This is a genomic window from Streptomyces sp. NPDC028298 (assembly GCF_055565895.1).
In genome coordinates, this window is the sequence record NZ_JBVHTL010000004.1 from 544,668 (window position 1) to 559,144 (window position 14,477).

Annotated in this window: 14 protein-coding genes; 9 read left to right on the forward strand and 5 right to left on the reverse strand. The window is 71.2% G+C overall.

The window, feature by feature from the left end:
* Positions 1-32 precede the first annotated feature (32 nt).
* Positions 33-716, forward strand: a complete 684-nt coding sequence (locus ACZ4TO_RS21410; protein ID WP_382793494.1) for an ABC transporter ATP-binding protein — start codon at positions 33-35, stop codon at positions 714-716.
* 97 nt (positions 717-813) lie between these two features.
* Positions 814-1,584 carry a globin domain-containing protein gene (locus tag ACZ4TO_RS21415; protein WP_468024975.1) on the forward strand — a complete coding sequence of 257 codons (771 nt, stop codon included), beginning with the start codon at positions 814-816 and terminating at the stop codon, positions 1,582-1,584.
* A gap of 275 nt (positions 1,585-1,859) precedes the next feature.
* Here ACZ4TO_RS21415 and ACZ4TO_RS21420 read toward each other — a convergent pair whose 3' ends face one another.
* Positions 1,860-2,774 carry a helix-turn-helix domain-containing protein gene (locus tag ACZ4TO_RS21420; RefSeq protein WP_382793499.1) on the reverse strand — a complete coding sequence of 305 codons (915 nt, stop codon included), beginning with the start codon at positions 2,772-2,774 and terminating at the stop codon, positions 1,860-1,862.
* A 174-nt stretch (positions 2,775-2,948) separates the two neighbouring features.
* On the opposite strand from ACZ4TO_RS21420, the gene ACZ4TO_RS21425 reads away from it, so the two are divergent.
* Together ACZ4TO_RS21425 and ACZ4TO_RS21430 are read left to right on the forward strand one after the other, a co-directional pair.
* Positions 2,949-3,992, forward strand: coding sequence for an NAD(P)-dependent alcohol dehydrogenase (locus ACZ4TO_RS21425; RefSeq protein WP_382793501.1), 1,044 nt, complete (start codon positions 2,949-2,951; stop codon positions 3,990-3,992).
* A 265-nt stretch (positions 3,993-4,257) separates the two neighbouring features.
* Positions 4,258-6,483, forward strand: a complete 2,226-nt coding sequence (locus ACZ4TO_RS21430) for a restriction endonuclease (RefSeq protein WP_468024976.1) — start codon at positions 4,258-4,260, stop codon at positions 6,481-6,483.
* A gap of 31 nt (positions 6,484-6,514) precedes the next feature.
* Here the strand turns inward: ACZ4TO_RS21430 and ACZ4TO_RS21435 are convergent, their stop codons facing one another.
* Complete coding sequence (locus tag ACZ4TO_RS21435) at positions 6,515-7,744, reverse strand: serine hydrolase domain-containing protein (RefSeq protein WP_468024977.1); 1,230 nt, start codon at positions 7,742-7,744, stop codon at positions 6,515-6,517.
* 287 nt (positions 7,745-8,031) lie between these two features.
* On the opposite strand from ACZ4TO_RS21435, the gene ACZ4TO_RS21440 reads away from it, so the two are divergent.
* From ACZ4TO_RS21440 to ACZ4TO_RS21455, 4 genes are all read left to right on the forward strand, one after another.
* Positions 8,032-8,532, forward strand: coding sequence for a hypothetical protein (locus ACZ4TO_RS21440; protein WP_468024978.1), 501 nt, complete (start codon positions 8,032-8,034; stop codon positions 8,530-8,532).
* A gap of 90 nt (positions 8,533-8,622) precedes the next feature.
* Positions 8,623-9,030 carry a DUF3224 domain-containing protein gene (locus ACZ4TO_RS21445; RefSeq protein ID WP_468024979.1) on the forward strand — a complete coding sequence of 136 codons (408 nt, stop codon included), beginning with the start codon at positions 8,623-8,625 and terminating at the stop codon, positions 9,028-9,030.
* Positions 9,031-9,071: 41 nt separating this feature from the next.
* Positions 9,072-9,314 carry an e9imm peptide gene (locus tag ACZ4TO_RS21450; RefSeq protein ID WP_468024980.1) on the forward strand — a complete coding sequence of 81 codons (243 nt, stop codon included), beginning with the start codon at positions 9,072-9,074 and terminating at the stop codon, positions 9,312-9,314.
* Positions 9,315-9,417: 103 nt separating this feature from the next.
* The gene (locus tag ACZ4TO_RS21455) at positions 9,418-10,011 is read left to right on the forward strand and encodes a DUF4291 domain-containing protein (protein WP_468024981.1); all 594 of its coding nucleotides are present in this window, start codon (positions 9,418-9,420) and stop codon (positions 10,009-10,011) included.
* 133 nt (positions 10,012-10,144) lie between these two features.
* Here ACZ4TO_RS21455 and ACZ4TO_RS21460 read toward each other — a convergent pair whose 3' ends face one another.
* The 3 genes from ACZ4TO_RS21460 to ACZ4TO_RS21470 form a co-directional block, all read right to left on the reverse strand.
* On the reverse strand, positions 10,145-10,429 hold the full coding sequence (locus ACZ4TO_RS21460) for a hypothetical protein (protein WP_382788002.1): 285 nt from the start codon (positions 10,427-10,429) through the stop codon (positions 10,145-10,147).
* Positions 10,430-10,645: 216 nt separating this feature from the next.
* Positions 10,646-11,752, reverse strand: a complete 1,107-nt coding sequence (locus tag ACZ4TO_RS21465; RefSeq protein ID WP_385045567.1) for a serine hydrolase domain-containing protein — start codon at positions 11,750-11,752, stop codon at positions 10,646-10,648.
* 159 nt (positions 11,753-11,911) lie between these two features.
* Positions 11,912-13,030, reverse strand: coding sequence for a hypothetical protein (locus ACZ4TO_RS21470; protein ID WP_385045564.1), 1,119 nt, complete (start codon positions 13,028-13,030; stop codon positions 11,912-11,914).
* 210 nt (positions 13,031-13,240) lie between these two features.
* On the opposite strand from ACZ4TO_RS21470, the gene ACZ4TO_RS21475 reads away from it, so the two are divergent.
* Positions 13,241-14,395: a cystathionine gamma-synthase gene (locus ACZ4TO_RS21475; protein WP_467841605.1), complete on the forward strand. Its 1,155-nt coding sequence runs from the start codon at positions 13,241-13,243 to the stop codon at positions 14,393-14,395.
* Positions 14,396-14,477: the final 82 nt, after the last annotated feature.

Sequence of the window (14,477 nt, forward strand, 5' to 3'; positions counted from 1 at the left end):
CATACGTACTTACGTATCCCAGGAGTAACACCATGTACGAACTCAGAGGCGTCACCAAGCGCTATACGCGGGGCAAGGAATCGATCAACGCGCTCGCCGGGATCGACCTGACGATCGGCGACGGCGACCGGCTCGTCATCCAGGGCCCCACCGGCGGCGGCAAGTCCACCCTGCTCCAGATGCTCGGCGGACTCGACCGCCCCACCGCCGGCAGCGTCGAACTCGACGGCGTCGACATGGCGAAGCTGTCCGAGGCGAAGCTCACCCGGGTGCGCAGCGAGAACATCGGTTTCGTGTTCCAGAGCTTCAACCTGATCCCCACGCTCACCGCCCAGGAGAACGTCGAGACCGCGCTCGTACCGCTGCGGGTCAAGGCCAAGGAACGGCGTGAGCGGGCCGCCGCGGCCCTGGAGTCCGTGGGGCTCGCCGAGCGCCTCGGACACCTGCCCGCCGAGCTCTCGGGCGGTCAGCAGCAGCGCGTGGCGATCGCCCGCGCCCTGGTCAAGCAGCCCAAGGTGCTGCTCGCCGACGAGCCCACCGGCAACCTCGACGAGAGCATGCGCGACGAGATCATGGAGGTGCTCGAAGCCATGTGGAAGGAGCACGGCCTGACCTTCATCATGGTCACGCACGACTCCGCGATCGCGAAGAAGGCCCCGCGCCTCGCGACGATCCGCAAGGGGCTGATCACCGTCAAGGAGAACGCGGCACGGTAGCGGCGGCGCGCGCCGCCCCGCGGCGCGGAATGAGCCCGCAGCGAAAGGGCCACCGGAAACAGAGCCTCCGGTGGCCCTTCCGTGTTTGTGTGGAGACATGACCGTCTCGACAGTCGAATACATCCGGTACCGCATTCCCGAGGAGCAGTCGGCCGAGTTCCTGGCCGCCTACACCCGTGCCGCCGTCCAGCTCGCCGCGGCGCCGCAGTGCGTCGACTACGAACTCGCCCGCTGCGAGGAGGACTTCGAGCACTTCGTCCTGAGGATCACCTGGACCTCGACCGAGGACCACATCGAGGGCTTCCGCGCCTCCGAGCTCTTCCCGGACTTCCTCGCCGAGATCCGCCCGTACATCGGCAGCATCGAGGAGATGCGCCACTACAAACCGACCTCCGTGCGCGGCCGGGGCGCCTCCGAACCCACCCTCTACGCCTGGGCGGGCGGCGCCGAGGCCTTCGCCCGTCTCACCGAGGCGTTCTACGACAAGGTCCTCAAGGACGACCTCCTCGCGCCGCTGTTCGCGGACCTCGCGCCGGAACACGCCGCCCATGTGGCCCTCTGGCTCGGCGAGGTCTTCGGCGGACCGCCGGCGTACACCGAGGCCCAGGGCGGCCACGGCCACATGGTCGCCAAGCACCTGGGCAAGGGCATCACGGAGCCGCAGCGCCGCCGCTGGGTGAACCTCCTCCAGGACGCCGCCGACGAAGCGGGGCTCCCCACCGACGCCGAGTTCCGCTCCGCCTTCCTCGCCTACGCCGAGTGGGGCACGAGGCTGGCCGTGTACTTCTCCGGCCCGGACGCGACACCCCCGGCGGAACAGCCCGTACCGAAGTGGACCTGGGGGGCCGCACCGCCGTACCGGCCGTGAGCCGGGCGCCGACGCGTGCGGTGCGGCGGTACCTGCCGGTTGTGAGCCGTGAGCCGACGCGCGCGGTGCCGCCGTACTGGCCGTGAGCCGGGCGCCGGCGCGTGTGGTGCGGCGGTACTGGCCGTGAGCCGGGCGCCGGCGCGTGTGGTGCGGCGGTACTGGCCGTGAGCCGGGCGCCGGCGCGTGTGGTGCGGCGGTACCTGCCGGTTGTGAGCCGTGAGCAGGGCCCGCCGCCGTGCGGGCGCCGACCCCCGCCGGGAGTCGGCCGGGCGCGGTCAGTGGGGTGAGGGCACTCCGGCGCGGGTCGCGTCCTCGCCCCACGAGGCCAGCAGCCGCAGCGCCTGGGCCGAGCTCGACCCCGGCTCCGCGTGATACGTCACCAGCGCCAGCTCGGTGTCACCGACCAGCCGGAACGACTCGAACTGCAACGCGAGGTCGCCCACCAGCGGATGCCGCAGCAGCTTCACCCCGTGGCTCTTCTCCTTCACGTCGTGCGTCGCCCACAGCCGCCGGAAGTCCTCGCTCTTCACCGACAGCTCCCCGACCAGCGCGGCCAGCCGCGGATCGTCCGGATGACAGCCCGCGTCCATGCGCAGCAGACAGACGATGTCGATCGCCTTCTGCTCCCACTCCACGAAGAGATCCCGGTACTCGGGCCGCAGAAAGACCATCCGCGCCCAGTTCCGCTCCTGCGGCGGCAGCTCCGACCAGTCCCCGAAGACGGCCGCGGCCATCCGGTTCCACACGAGCACGTCGGAGCGGCGTCCGGTGATGTACGCCGGGACGCCGTCGAGGGTGTCGAGAAGCTGACGCAGGGAGCCGCGCACCTGCTGCGGCCGCGCCGCCTGCCGCTTCTTGTGCTGCTTGGGCTTCGCGAGATGCGTGAGGTGGTTGTGCTCGGCGTCCGTCAGCCGCAGCGCCTTCGCGATGGCGTCCAGCACCTCCGCCGACACGTTGCGTCCGTGCCCCTGCTCAAGGCGCGTGTAGTACGCGACGGAGACCCCGGCGAGCTGGGCCAGCTCCTCACGGCGCAGCCCGGGCACCCGGCGGTGCCGTCCGAAGTCGGGCATCCCGACGTCCTCCGGCTTCAGCCGGGCGCGGCGGCTGCGCAGGAACTCGCTCAGCTCGGCACGCCGGTCGAGAGGGAGGGCCGCCTCACCGGCGGGCCCCACGGAGGGCTGTTCATCCATATGTCCAGTATCAACGGTCGTACGACACGGAGCCTGACCCCGCCAGTGGTAGGACCAGCGAACGTACGCAGAACCGTGGTCTGGGTGACCCGCGCGGGATCGGGCAGGCTTGACGCCGTGCCCGACGCGAGACAGCCGGGCACCTACCACCCCCCTCCTGAGGAGAACTCCGGCATGACCACAGTCGTCGCGTACGCCGCACCCGCCGCCAAGGCTCCGCTGGAGCGCACCACCATCGAGCGTCGCGCGGTCCGGGAGCACGACGTCCTGATCGACATCAAGTTCGCCGGCATCTGCCACTCCGACATCCACCAGGCCCGCGAGGGCTGGGGCAAGGCCGCCTTCCCCATGGTGCCGGGCCACGAGATCGCCGGCATCGTCGCCGAGGTCGGCTCCGGCGTCACCAAGTTCAAGGTCGGCGACCGCGTCGGCGTCGGCTGCCTGGTCGACTCCTGCCGTGAGTGCGACAACTGCGAGGCCGGTCTGGAGCAGTACTGCACCGGCGGCGGCGTCGGCACGTACAACTCCGTCGGCAAGGACGGCGAGCCCACCTACGGCGGCTACTCCCAGAAGATCGTCGTCGACGAGAACTACACCCTGCGCATCCCCGACGGCATCTCCCTGGACGTCGCCGCGCCGCTGCTCTGCGCCGGCATCACCACGTACTCCCCGCTCAAGCACTGGAACGCCGGCCCCGGCAAGAAGGTCGCCGTTCTCGGCATGGGAGGTCTCGGCCACATGGGCGTCAAGATCGCCCACGCGCTCGGCGCCGAGGTCACCGTCCTCTCCCAGTCGCTGCGCAAGAAGGACGACGGCCTGAAGCTCGGCGCCGACCACTACCACGCCACCAGCGACCCGGAGACCTTCAAGGCGCTGCGCGGCACGTTCGACCTGATCCTGTCCACCGTCTCCGCACCGCTGGACCTGGACGCCTACCTCGCCCTGCTGCGCACGGACGGCGCCTTCGTGAACGTGGGCGCGCCCGAGGAGCCGGTCCGGCTCAACCTGTTCTCGGTGATCGGCGGCCGCAAGACCCTGGCGGGCTCCGGCATCGGCGGCATCCAGGAGACCCAGGAGATGCTGGACTTCTGCGCCGCGAACGGCTTCGGCGCCGAGATCGAACTGATCGACGCGTCCGAGATCAACGAGGCCTACGAGCGGGTCCTGGCCAGCGACGTGCGCTACCGCTTCGTGATCGACGCGGCCACGATCCAGTAGTCCCGGCCGGCCCGGCAGCCCCGGCCGCTTCGCGGCACCAACAGGCGCACGACCCCCGAGGGCGCCGCTCCCGTCGTACGACGAGAGCGGCGCCCTCGGCGCTTCCCGACCGGAGGTGACCTGCCAGAATGCCCGCTCCCGGGGGCGGCCGCCCAGCGGATGTGCGGGACGGTGATTACTGGATAGAGTCACCCTTTTACACATGGTTGTGGGGACAACCAACGGGGCCGTTCGGCTGCCGACATCGGGGGAGGGCCTGCAGCTCATGAGTCGTCGCTCTACGGGTTTCGTCGGCGTCTGGGCCGAGGTGCAGCGGCAGCAGCAGCGCCAGCGGGAGCTCGACGAGAGACGGCGCAGGCAGGCGGAGCAGCAGGCGCGGGCCCACCAGCGGCGGGCCGCCCAGGAGTACCGCGAGTACCGGCAGGCCGAGGCGCGGCGCCGTACCGAGGAACTGGACGCCGAGGTCGCCTCCCTTCAGGGGCTGCTCGCCGCGGGCTGCCGGGCGCCCGCCTTCCGGGCCGCCGCGCTCCTGCGTCCCGAACAGGTCCAGCCCTTCGCCCCGGGCCCGCTCGCGCAGCCGGTGGTCATGCCGGACATGGACCGGTACCAGGTGCAGGGCGGCTGGACCGCGAACCGCCGGGCGCAGGCGCAGGCCGAGGCGCGCGCCCGCTTCGAGCACGACTGGCACGCCGCCCAGGCCGCCGAGGCGCACCGGCAGCGCCAACTGGCCTCGTATCAACGGGAGTACCAGCAGTGGGCCGACGCCACGCTGGGGGAGGCGCGGCGGCACAACGCGGGTGTCGCCGAGGTGGCCGAAGGAGTCCGCCACCGGGATCCCGACTCCGTGATCGAGTACTTCTCCGCCGCTCTCTACTCGTCGTCGGCGTGGCCGGAGGGCTTCCCGCGCCGGATCGCCGCCGCCTACGACGCGGCCGCCGGGGAACTGGTCCTCGACTGGGAGCTTCCCGCCTACGACGTCGTCCCCGAGGCGAAGGCCGTCCGCTATCTGTCCGGCGCCGATCAGGACAAGGAGACCGCCCGTCCCGTGACCCAGCGGCGGGCCCTGTACCGCGAGGTCCTCGCGCAGTGCGTCCTGCTCGTCCTGCACGAGCTCTTCGGCGCCGACGAACAGGGCGCGCTCGAATCGGTCGTCCTGAACGGCTTCGTGGACGGGCACGACCCCGCCACGGGCCGGCCGCACCACATCGTCCTCGCCACCGTCAGGGCCGCCCGCACCTCGTTCCTCGCCCTGCACCTCGCCCAGGTGGACGCGGCCAGTTGTCTGACCGACGGACTGCGCGGACAGCTCTCGGCCCGGCCGGACCAGCTCACGCCCGTACGGCCCGGCCGGCGGCCCCAGGACGTCGGGAACCGCGTCGTCGCCCACGGCGGTGACGAGGATCCCGACCTGTACGCCATGGACCCGATCGCGTTCGAGGAGCTCGTGGCCGATCTGTTCCGGGCCATGGGGATGCAGGCGGTGACGACCCAGCGCTCGAACGACGGAGGCGTGGACGTCGACGCGCTGGACCCGGCGCCCATCCGGGGCGGCAAGATCGTCGTCCAGGTGAAGCGTTACCGGAACACCGTGCCGCCCACCGCCGTACGCGACCTGTACGGGACGGTGCAGGACGCGGGCGCCAACAAGGGCGTCCTGGTGACGACGTCGGGGTTCGGACCCGGCTCGCACACCTTCGCCGAGGGCAAGCCGCTGGAGCTCATCTCCGGCCCCGAACTCGTGGACCTGCTGCATCGGCACGGGCTGCGGGGGAGGCTGGGGGACGGGGGCCGCTCGGGGGCGGCGTCGGCGGCCCGGCCGGTTCCGGAGCCGGATGCGACGCGGCCGGTCCAGGCGCCTCGGGGGCCGGGACGGTCCCGGCCGTCTTCGGGGACTGTCCGGCCGTCTTCGGGGGCTTCCCGTCCGTCTTCGGTGGCGTCGGGTGCTTCGCGTGCCTCTACGCGGGCGTCGGGGGCGTCCCGCCCCGAGGCGGGGACCCCGCTGCCCGACGACCACAACGTCCTCGGGATGGGATGGACCGGGGGCGTCGCACTGGACGTCTGCGCGCTCGTCTGCCGGGGCGGGCGCGTCCTCGGCGACGATCACTTCGTGTTCTACAACAACCCGCGGACACCGGACGGTTCGGTGTCCGCGCTGCCCGCCACGCCGCCCGACAAGGCCGCGATCGGCGTCTCCTTCGACGCCCTGCCGACGGAGGCCGACCGGGTCGTCCTCGTGGCCGCCGTCGACCCCGAGGCCGACCCGGACGCCGACCTCTCCGGCTTCACGGACGCCGGCATCCGGCTGCTGGGCCCGGACCTGACCGAACTGGACCGGCTCGACGTCTCCGACGGCCGGCCCGGCGAGACCGCCCTGGTCCTCGGCTCCTTCCGGCGCCGTGCCGACGGGAACTGGAAGTTCGTCCTCGGCGGCAAGGGCTATCCGGGCGGTCTCGCGGAACTCGTACGGGACTTCGGCATCGCGGTGGAGTAGCCCCGCGGGCCGGGCGCGCGCCGGCCGGGCCTCAGGGGGTGACGACCGCGCCGGCGTAGACGTTGTCCGGAGTGACGATCTCTGTGACGGCCCTGGCGACCAGCGTGGACGGTTCCTGGCCCTGGTAGGTGATGTCGGTGTTGAGCATGACGACCAGGGTGGCCTTCTTCGAGGGCAGGTACACGGTCACGGTCTCGTATCCCGGCAGGGAGCCGTTGTGCCCGATCCATCCGCTGGCGTTGAAGATGCCGAGCCCGTACGTCGTTCCCGGGAAGCCGGTCGGCAGCGTCTTGAGGCGCTGCGCCTGGGTCTCGGGGCTGAGCAGCGTGCCGGTGGCGACGACCTTGGCCCAGTGCCGCAGGTCCTGGAGGTTCGAGATCATCGCCCCGGCGGCCCAGGCCCAGCTCGGGTTCCAGTTCGTGGAGTTCGCGACCTCGCCGCTCAGCGTCTGGTCGGTGTAGCCCTGCGGGTGCGGCTTGGGGAACTCGTTCCCCTTCGGGAACAGCGTGTGGCGCAGACGGGCCGGGCGCAGGACCCGCTCGTCGATGATGTCGCGGAGCTTGCGCCCGGTGACCTTCTCGACGACGAGGCCCAGCAGGATGAGGTTGGTGTTGGAGTACTCGAACTGCGTGCCCGGGGCGAAGGTGTTGGGGTGCTTGAAGCCGTACGCGAGCAGCTCTCGCGGGGTGAAGAACCGCTGCGGGTCGCTCAGCAGGTCGTGCTCGAAGTCCGCGTCGGAGGTGTACGGGAACAGTCCGCTGCGCATCTCGGCGAGCTGGCGCAGCGTGATGTGGCGGCCGTTCGGGACGCCGGGGATGTAGCGGGAGATGGGGTCGTCCAGCCGGACCCGGTGCCGGTCGACGAGTTCGAGCAGCGCGGTGACGGTGAAGGTCTTGGTCTCGCTGCCGATCCGCACGTAGTCGTCGGCGGACATCGGCTTGCCGGTGGCCTTGTCGGCGACTCCGGTCGCGCGGACGTAGTTGCCCTTGCCGGGCATCCACAGACCGACGACGACACCGGGGATGCCGGCCTGCTTACGGACGTCCTCGACGGCCTTGTCCAGCCGGGCGCTCAGCGCCGGGCCGAGACTGTCGGTCGCCTCGTCGTCGTTGCCGTACCCGTCCCTGTCCGTGGCGTGCACGGGGGTCGGTCGTACGCCCGGCGGGTGGAAGGCCGCGGCGGGCGTCGTGGTCATCGGGGCCAGCACGGTCGCCGCGAGCAGTGCCGCGACGAGGGGACGGCGGTAGGAGCTGTGCCGCATGGGGGGCGCCTCTTCCGGATCAGGTGCGGGTTCTGGTTCAGGTTCAGGTCCAGGTCACGGGAGCAGACGGCAACAGCACCATCCGCGCCCCCGGTACGGGCTCCGGTCCGATCAACGTTCCGGCAAGTCCACTCGATCGGAGCCACGGGGGCCCGCAACCATCGGGCGCGCCGGCGGGTCTGCTTTACGTCGAGGAGGACCGGGACCGGCGAGGCGCGGGAATGGGGGGACGGGGGGACGGGATGAGGAAGCGGACGAACACCCGGAACACGGACCGCCGGACAGGGATGCCGGCGAGGCGCCTCCTGCTGGTGATCACGGGTCTGTTCGTCGCGGGCACCGCCGTGACCTGGCTCGCGGTCACGCATCTCGCCTACGCCACGGGGATGGCGGGCACGTCCGGACGGCTCAGTGTCCAGGCCTGCTCGTACAGCCAGTCGGGAGGCCACCGGTACCCGCACTGCCACGGCATCTTCCGTTCCGACGACGGGACCGTGGTGGACACCGACGCCACGGTCGACAGCGACGTGCCCGTCGGCAGCACGGTCGCGCTGCGGCGGACGTCCGCTGACACCTACGAACAGACCGGCGTGGCCGCCGTGTTTGGCTGGCTGGCGCTGTCCCTGCTCGGCCTGGTGGTGCTGACCCTGGGAGCCACGGTCGTACACGCCCGAACCGGCCCGGAGGCCGGATCCCGCGGGCTGCGGATCCTGCTGGGCGTCCTGGCCACGGCAACGCTGACCAGCGCGTTCATCGGCGGGGTGGCGGGCGTGCTGCGGAGCCTCTGAGGCAATGGAGGGCACCCGCGTCGGCCGCGCGGGCGGTGGGTGTCCGCGCGACCCGGTGGCGTTGTCAGTGGTGCGGCATACGATCCCGCCATGCGAGCTTCAGGAACGTTCAAAGTCGCCGGATTCACCCCGGCGCCCGTGCCGGGCCCCGCGATCGAGACGGCACTGCCGGTCGGCGTCGCCACGATGGAGAAGGAGTACGAAGGCGAGATCGCCGGACGCTCCGCCACGCTGTTCACCGCCGCGTTCGATCAGTCCACCGGCGTGGGGACGTACGTCGCCATGGAGTCCTTCGAGGGAACGCTCCACGACCAGGCGGGCACCTTCAACTTCGCCCACTCCGCGACGACGCTGGGCGAGTCGAGGGAGAGCGAGTTCTTCACGATCGTGCCGTCCAGCGGAACAGCCACCCTGACCGGAATCACCGGAACCGGCGGCATCGCGATCGCCCCGGACGGCACCCACCGAATCTGGTTCGACTACGAGCTGAACCACTAGGACTCCTCCTGCCGAGCACACCGCTCACCAAGGTGGCGCCGATGAAAGGGGCTGACGCGGACGTGGAGTTGAGCCGAGCGGAAGCGATCGCGCTCGTGCGGCGGATCGAGGACGTGGACTACGCCTCCGAGTCCGAGGCGAACGACTTGCTGGAAAAACTCGACAGAGCCCTGGCCTGCCCAACCGGCCATGTCTCCGGCCTGATCTTCTGGCCCCCGGAGCGGGAGCTGTCCGCAGAGGAAGTGGTCGATCATGCTCTGGCCTACCGGCCGATTGCCTTGTGAACTCGCCACTCGGATGCGTGGTCGGATCGTCGACAAGGCCAAGCAGCGGCCGTAGCTCGAAAATCGGTGGTCACCTGGGCCGGCCCAGCCCACGCTGTACGTCATGGAAGAACCGCAACGTCAGATCCGCGCGGCCCACACGGACTCCACGATCACCGTCTATCAGGCGTACCGCCCGGAGATCGGCGGACCCGCCGCCCGCGAGGGTCGTTTCCCCGCCGCGTGGAAGCTCGACCGCATGACGTGGATCAAACCCAGCTTCATGTGGATGATGTACCGCTCCGGCTGGGGCATGAAGGAGGGTCAGGAGACCGTCCTCGCTGTCGAGATCACGCGTGACGGCTTCGACTGGGCGCTGCGTCATGCCTGCCTGTCGCACTACGTCCGCGGACTGCATCCCGATCGCAGCGCCTGGCAGCGCGACCTCAAGCGCGCGCCCGCCCGGGTCCAGTGGGATCCCGAACGCGATCTGCACCTGCGTCCCCTGCCATACCGCTCGCTGCAACTGGGGCTCTCAGGTGAGGCGTCGACGCGGTACGCGGACGAGTGGATCGTGTCCATCAGCGACGTGACCCCGCTCGCCCACGAGATACACGCACTCGTCAGGGACCGCGAACTGGACTCGGCCACCCGCCTGCTCCCCCAGGAGGAGGAGTACCCCGCCGGCGAAGAACTCCTGGCCCACCTGTGTCACTGACCGGTGGCCCGGGCACAACCGCGGGCATCACCCACGGGCCGCATGGCGGCAGCAAAGGTCTGTGAAGGGCGACCGCGTGGGCACTGCGGGCCGGTACGGCCCCGGAGGTTTCATGGGGCCGGTCCGAACGCCGTCATGCGGAAGCCACCACCTCGCCGGCCATGACCTGGGGAGGGTTGGGGAGCAGGGACGCAAGGTTGTCCCGCACGAAGTCCGCAGCCCTCGAGATCGATTCCTCGGCACCGGCCCGGTCCTGGAAGACGCTGGTCGAGACCATCACTCCGTCCCCGGCATCGATCCAGTAGTAGGCCACGAAGCCGGAGACCTGGCGCATGAGTGCCACGAACCCCTCGTTCACGAGACGTGCTGCCTCGGCCGAATCGGTCACCCCTTCGTACCGCCGGACTGCTGCGTACATCGCCAAGCTCCTCACGGCGTTCCGGGTTCGTTCTCTGCTGAGACGTCGTACCCCTGCGACGGCTGCCTGGCTCATGAGGCGTCCGGCAGTCACCTGAAGAGCCGCCTCGGGTGGTCCGAACGGCGGTTGCCCGACAGGGTCGGCCGCGACGCGTGAGGGCGGGCCGCTCGCGCAGGGCCGGACCCGGAAGGGGCACGGAGGCTGTGGTCCGGCCCGTCAGGGTTTCAGGCCCTGGAGGCCGTCGTAGGCGGACATCAGCAGTTCCAGGCCCCGCTGGTCGTTCGCTGGTTCGCGCATCTGGTGGGTCACGTAGGCGACCGCCATGCGGTGGTCGGGGTCGACCACGACCAGGGAGCCGCCCCAGCCGCCCCAGCCGATGCCGGTGTCGAACAGGCCGTAGCCCAGGCCCCAGCGGACGGGCATGCCCAGGCGGCGGTCCTCGCCCTTGAACTGTTCCTGTCGTGCGAGCTCGCAGACCGCCGGTGACAGGAGCCGGGTGCCGCCCAGTGCTCCTCCGCGGGCCATGACCGACTGCACGAGCGCGACCGAGCGGGCGTTGCCGAATCCGCTCGCCGCGGGGATCTCCGCCCGGCGCCAGGCCGCACTGTTGCCGTCACGGACCCTGAGGCGCGCGGTGCCGGCGGCCGGTGTGGTGCCGCCGGGCGCGCTCGCGGTGTAGTCCTCGTCCTGGCCGGGCGGCGGGATCGTGAGGGCCACCCGGTGGTCCTGTGCGGCCGGCAGCCCGATGTGGAAGTCGGCGCCCAGCGGGCCCGCCACCTCCCGTGCGAAGAACGCGCCCGGGCCGGCGCCCGTGATGCGGCGGATCACCTCGCCCACGAGGAAGCCCTGGGTCAGCGAGTGGTACCCGGCCGCGGAGCCCGGCTCCCACTGCGGGGTCTGCGCCTCCAGACGCGCCGTGGCGGCCGTCCAGTCGTACAGGTCCTCGACCGGTCCGTCCCAGTCGGGCAGGCCCGCGGTGTGCGCGAGCAGGTGCCGTACCAGCACCTTCTCCTTGCCCGCCCGGGCGAACTCCGGCCAGTAGTGACCGACCGGCGTGTCCAGGTCGAGCTCGCCCCGGTCGACCAGGATCAGCGCGCACAGGTTCGTCATCGTCTTGGTCACGGACCAGACGTTGGTGATCGTGTCCCGCTGCCACGGGGTCGTGCGGTCCGCGTCGGTGAAACCGCCCCAGACGTCCACCACCGGTTCGCCGTCCACGAAGACGGCCACCGAGGCACCGGCGTCACCCTCGTCCAGCATCACGGACAGCGCCTGGGGCACAGCGATGAAGAGATCGTCGTACGAGCCCTGGATGTCGGCCATGTGTGGTTTGTAGCCCGGGAACGTCCGAGGGGCAACCGAATTCCCGGGCGCCATGATCACCCGGCCCGGGGAAGAACCCCGCCCCGCGGCTTCCCGGCCCCGGGAAGCACCGCCCCGCCCCGACCCCGGGGCGAGCCGCCCTCGCCCCGCGCGCCGCCGTCAGTGCGACAGGGTCGCCGGGCTGCCGCCGTTGGCCTCGTACCCGGCGACCGCCAGCGCGCGGTATATCGCGTAGTCCGCGGCCGGATCCTGGCTCAGGGTCCACGGCAGGGCGCCGACGTGGCCGTCCACGTGCACCAACTGGTTCATCGCCTCGGACCAGCGCTCGCCGCGGACCAGGAAGCAGACCAGCAGATGGCGGACGTGGGCGAGCATCGGGTCGTCGGGGCGGGCCGCGTGGACCGCGTACAGCGCGCCGTGGACGGCCTTGGTCACGACCTCGCTCTGGTAGAAGCCGCGGACCAGGTTCACCTCGGGCAGGTGCTCGAAGACCGCGAACAGCGGCATCGCCGCGAGGAGGGAGCCCTCCGGCGCCCGTGCCGCCGCGGCCTCCGCGAAGGCGTACGCCGTCTCCCGCGAGCCGTGCCACTTCTCGCACCAGTAGTGCAGGGCCGCCAGGTGCGCGCCCATGTGGGACGGCGCGCGGTCCAGGATCTTCAGCCAGAGCTTCTCGAACTCCGGCTGGGTGTAGCCGAGTCCGCGCGCCACCGACAGTTCGATGATGTACGGGATCGGGTCACCGGGGGACAGCAGCGCCGCGTCGCCGCAGGCGGACCGAGCCTCCTCCATGATGATCCGGAAGTCGTCGGTGCCCGGCGTCGACGTCCGCCAGGCCTGCTGCACCAGGAACTCGGCGTGCACCGCGGCGCCGCCCGCGTCCTTGGGAGCCTCGGCACGCCACACCCGCAGCCACTGCCCGCCGGGCGTCTCGCTGACCCCGCCGGGCCGCTGCATGAGCTCGAGCGACGCGGCGCCCGCGAAGGCCTGCACCCGCTGCCAGCGGGTCTCGCCCTCGGTCTCGGTGCCGGCCAGGAGCTGCGAGGCCGCGCGGTAGTCCTGGGTCCGCTGCACCACGTCCAGGACGTTCAGCAGATCCGCGTCCGGTCCCGGCATGCGGATGTCCAGCTCCTCCTGGCGCAGGAAGCCGTAGTTCGCCGGGTCCGCGGCGTCCGGGTCACCGGGCGTGACGAGCTGTATACCGGTGCGCCTGCGCCGGAACACCGGCAGCAGGACCACGCTGAACATGGCCAGCGCCATCAGGACCCAGAGAATCTGCATGCCTCCAGCGAACCAGACGCGTCCGACAATTGGCCAACCCGGTCCGTCACGCTGTGGGCGAAGGCCCGCTCCGGCCTCGGGTGCGCGCAGCACGCTCCGCGTCCGGGCCCGCTCCGGTCCCGGCGCACGCGTCACGCTCTCGGCGAAGGCCCGCTCCGCGGCCGGGTGTACGCCGTCACGAACGCGTAAGGAGCACTACGCTCGGGACTCATGAGCGACAGGCACATCAGTCAGCATTTCGAGACGCTCGCGATCCACGCGGGCAACACCGCCGATCCCCTCACCGGAGCGGTCGTCCCGCCGATCTACCAGGTCTCGACCTACAAGCAGGACGGCGTCGGCGGCCTGCGCGGCGGCTACGAGTACAGCCGGAGCGCCAACCCCACCAGGACCGCCCTGGAGGAGAACCTCGCAGCACTGGAGGGCGGCCGCCGCGGCCTCGCCTTCGCGTCGGGACTCGCGGCCGAGGACTGCCTGCTGCGTACGCTGCTCAGCCCCGGTGACCACGTGGTGATCCCCAACGACGCGTACGGCGGCACCTTCCGGCTCTTCGCCAAGGTCGTCTCCCGCTGGGGCGTCGAATGGTCGGTGGCCGACACCAGCGACCCCGAGTCGGTACGGGCCGCACTGACCCCGAAGACCAAGGCGATCTGGGTCGAGACGCCCTCCAACCCCCTCCTCGGCATCACCGACATCGCCGTGATCGCGCAGATCGCGCGCGAGGCGGGCGCCCGGCTCGTCGTCGACAACACCTTCGCGACCCCCTACCTCCAGCAGCCGCTCGCGCTCGGCGCGGACGTCGTCGTGCACTCCCTGACCAAGTACATGGGCGGTCACTCGGACGTCGTGGGCGGCGCCCTGATCACCGCCGACCAGGAACTCGGCGAGGAACTGGCGTACCACCAGAACGCGATGGGCGCCGTCGCCGGGCCCTTCGACTCCTGGCTGGTGCTGCGCGGCACCAAGACCCTCTCCGTGCGCATGGACCGGCACAGCGAGAACGCCGGCCGGATCGCCGACATGCTCACCCGGCACGCGCGCGTGACGCGGGTCCTGTACCCGGGTCTCCCGGAGCACCCCGGTCACGAGATCGCCGCCAAGCAGATGAGGTCGTTCGGCGGCATGGTCTCCTTCCAGGTCGAGGGCGGCGAGGAGGCGGCCGTCGAGGTCTGCAACCGTGCCAAGGTGTTCACGCTCGGTGAGTCGCTGGGCGGGGTCGAGTCCCTGATCGAGCACCCGGGACGCATGACGCACGCCTCGGTCGCCGGTTCGGCGCTGGAGGTCCCCGCCGACCTCGTCCGCATCTCCGTGGGCATCGAGAACATCGACGACCTGCTCCAGGACCTGCAGCAGGCCCTGGGCTAGAGCCGAGGACGGCGGCCTTCGGTGGGCCGCTCCGGCCCGCCGTCGCCGCCCGACCGGACCTCCACCACTGCCCGCGCGCCGG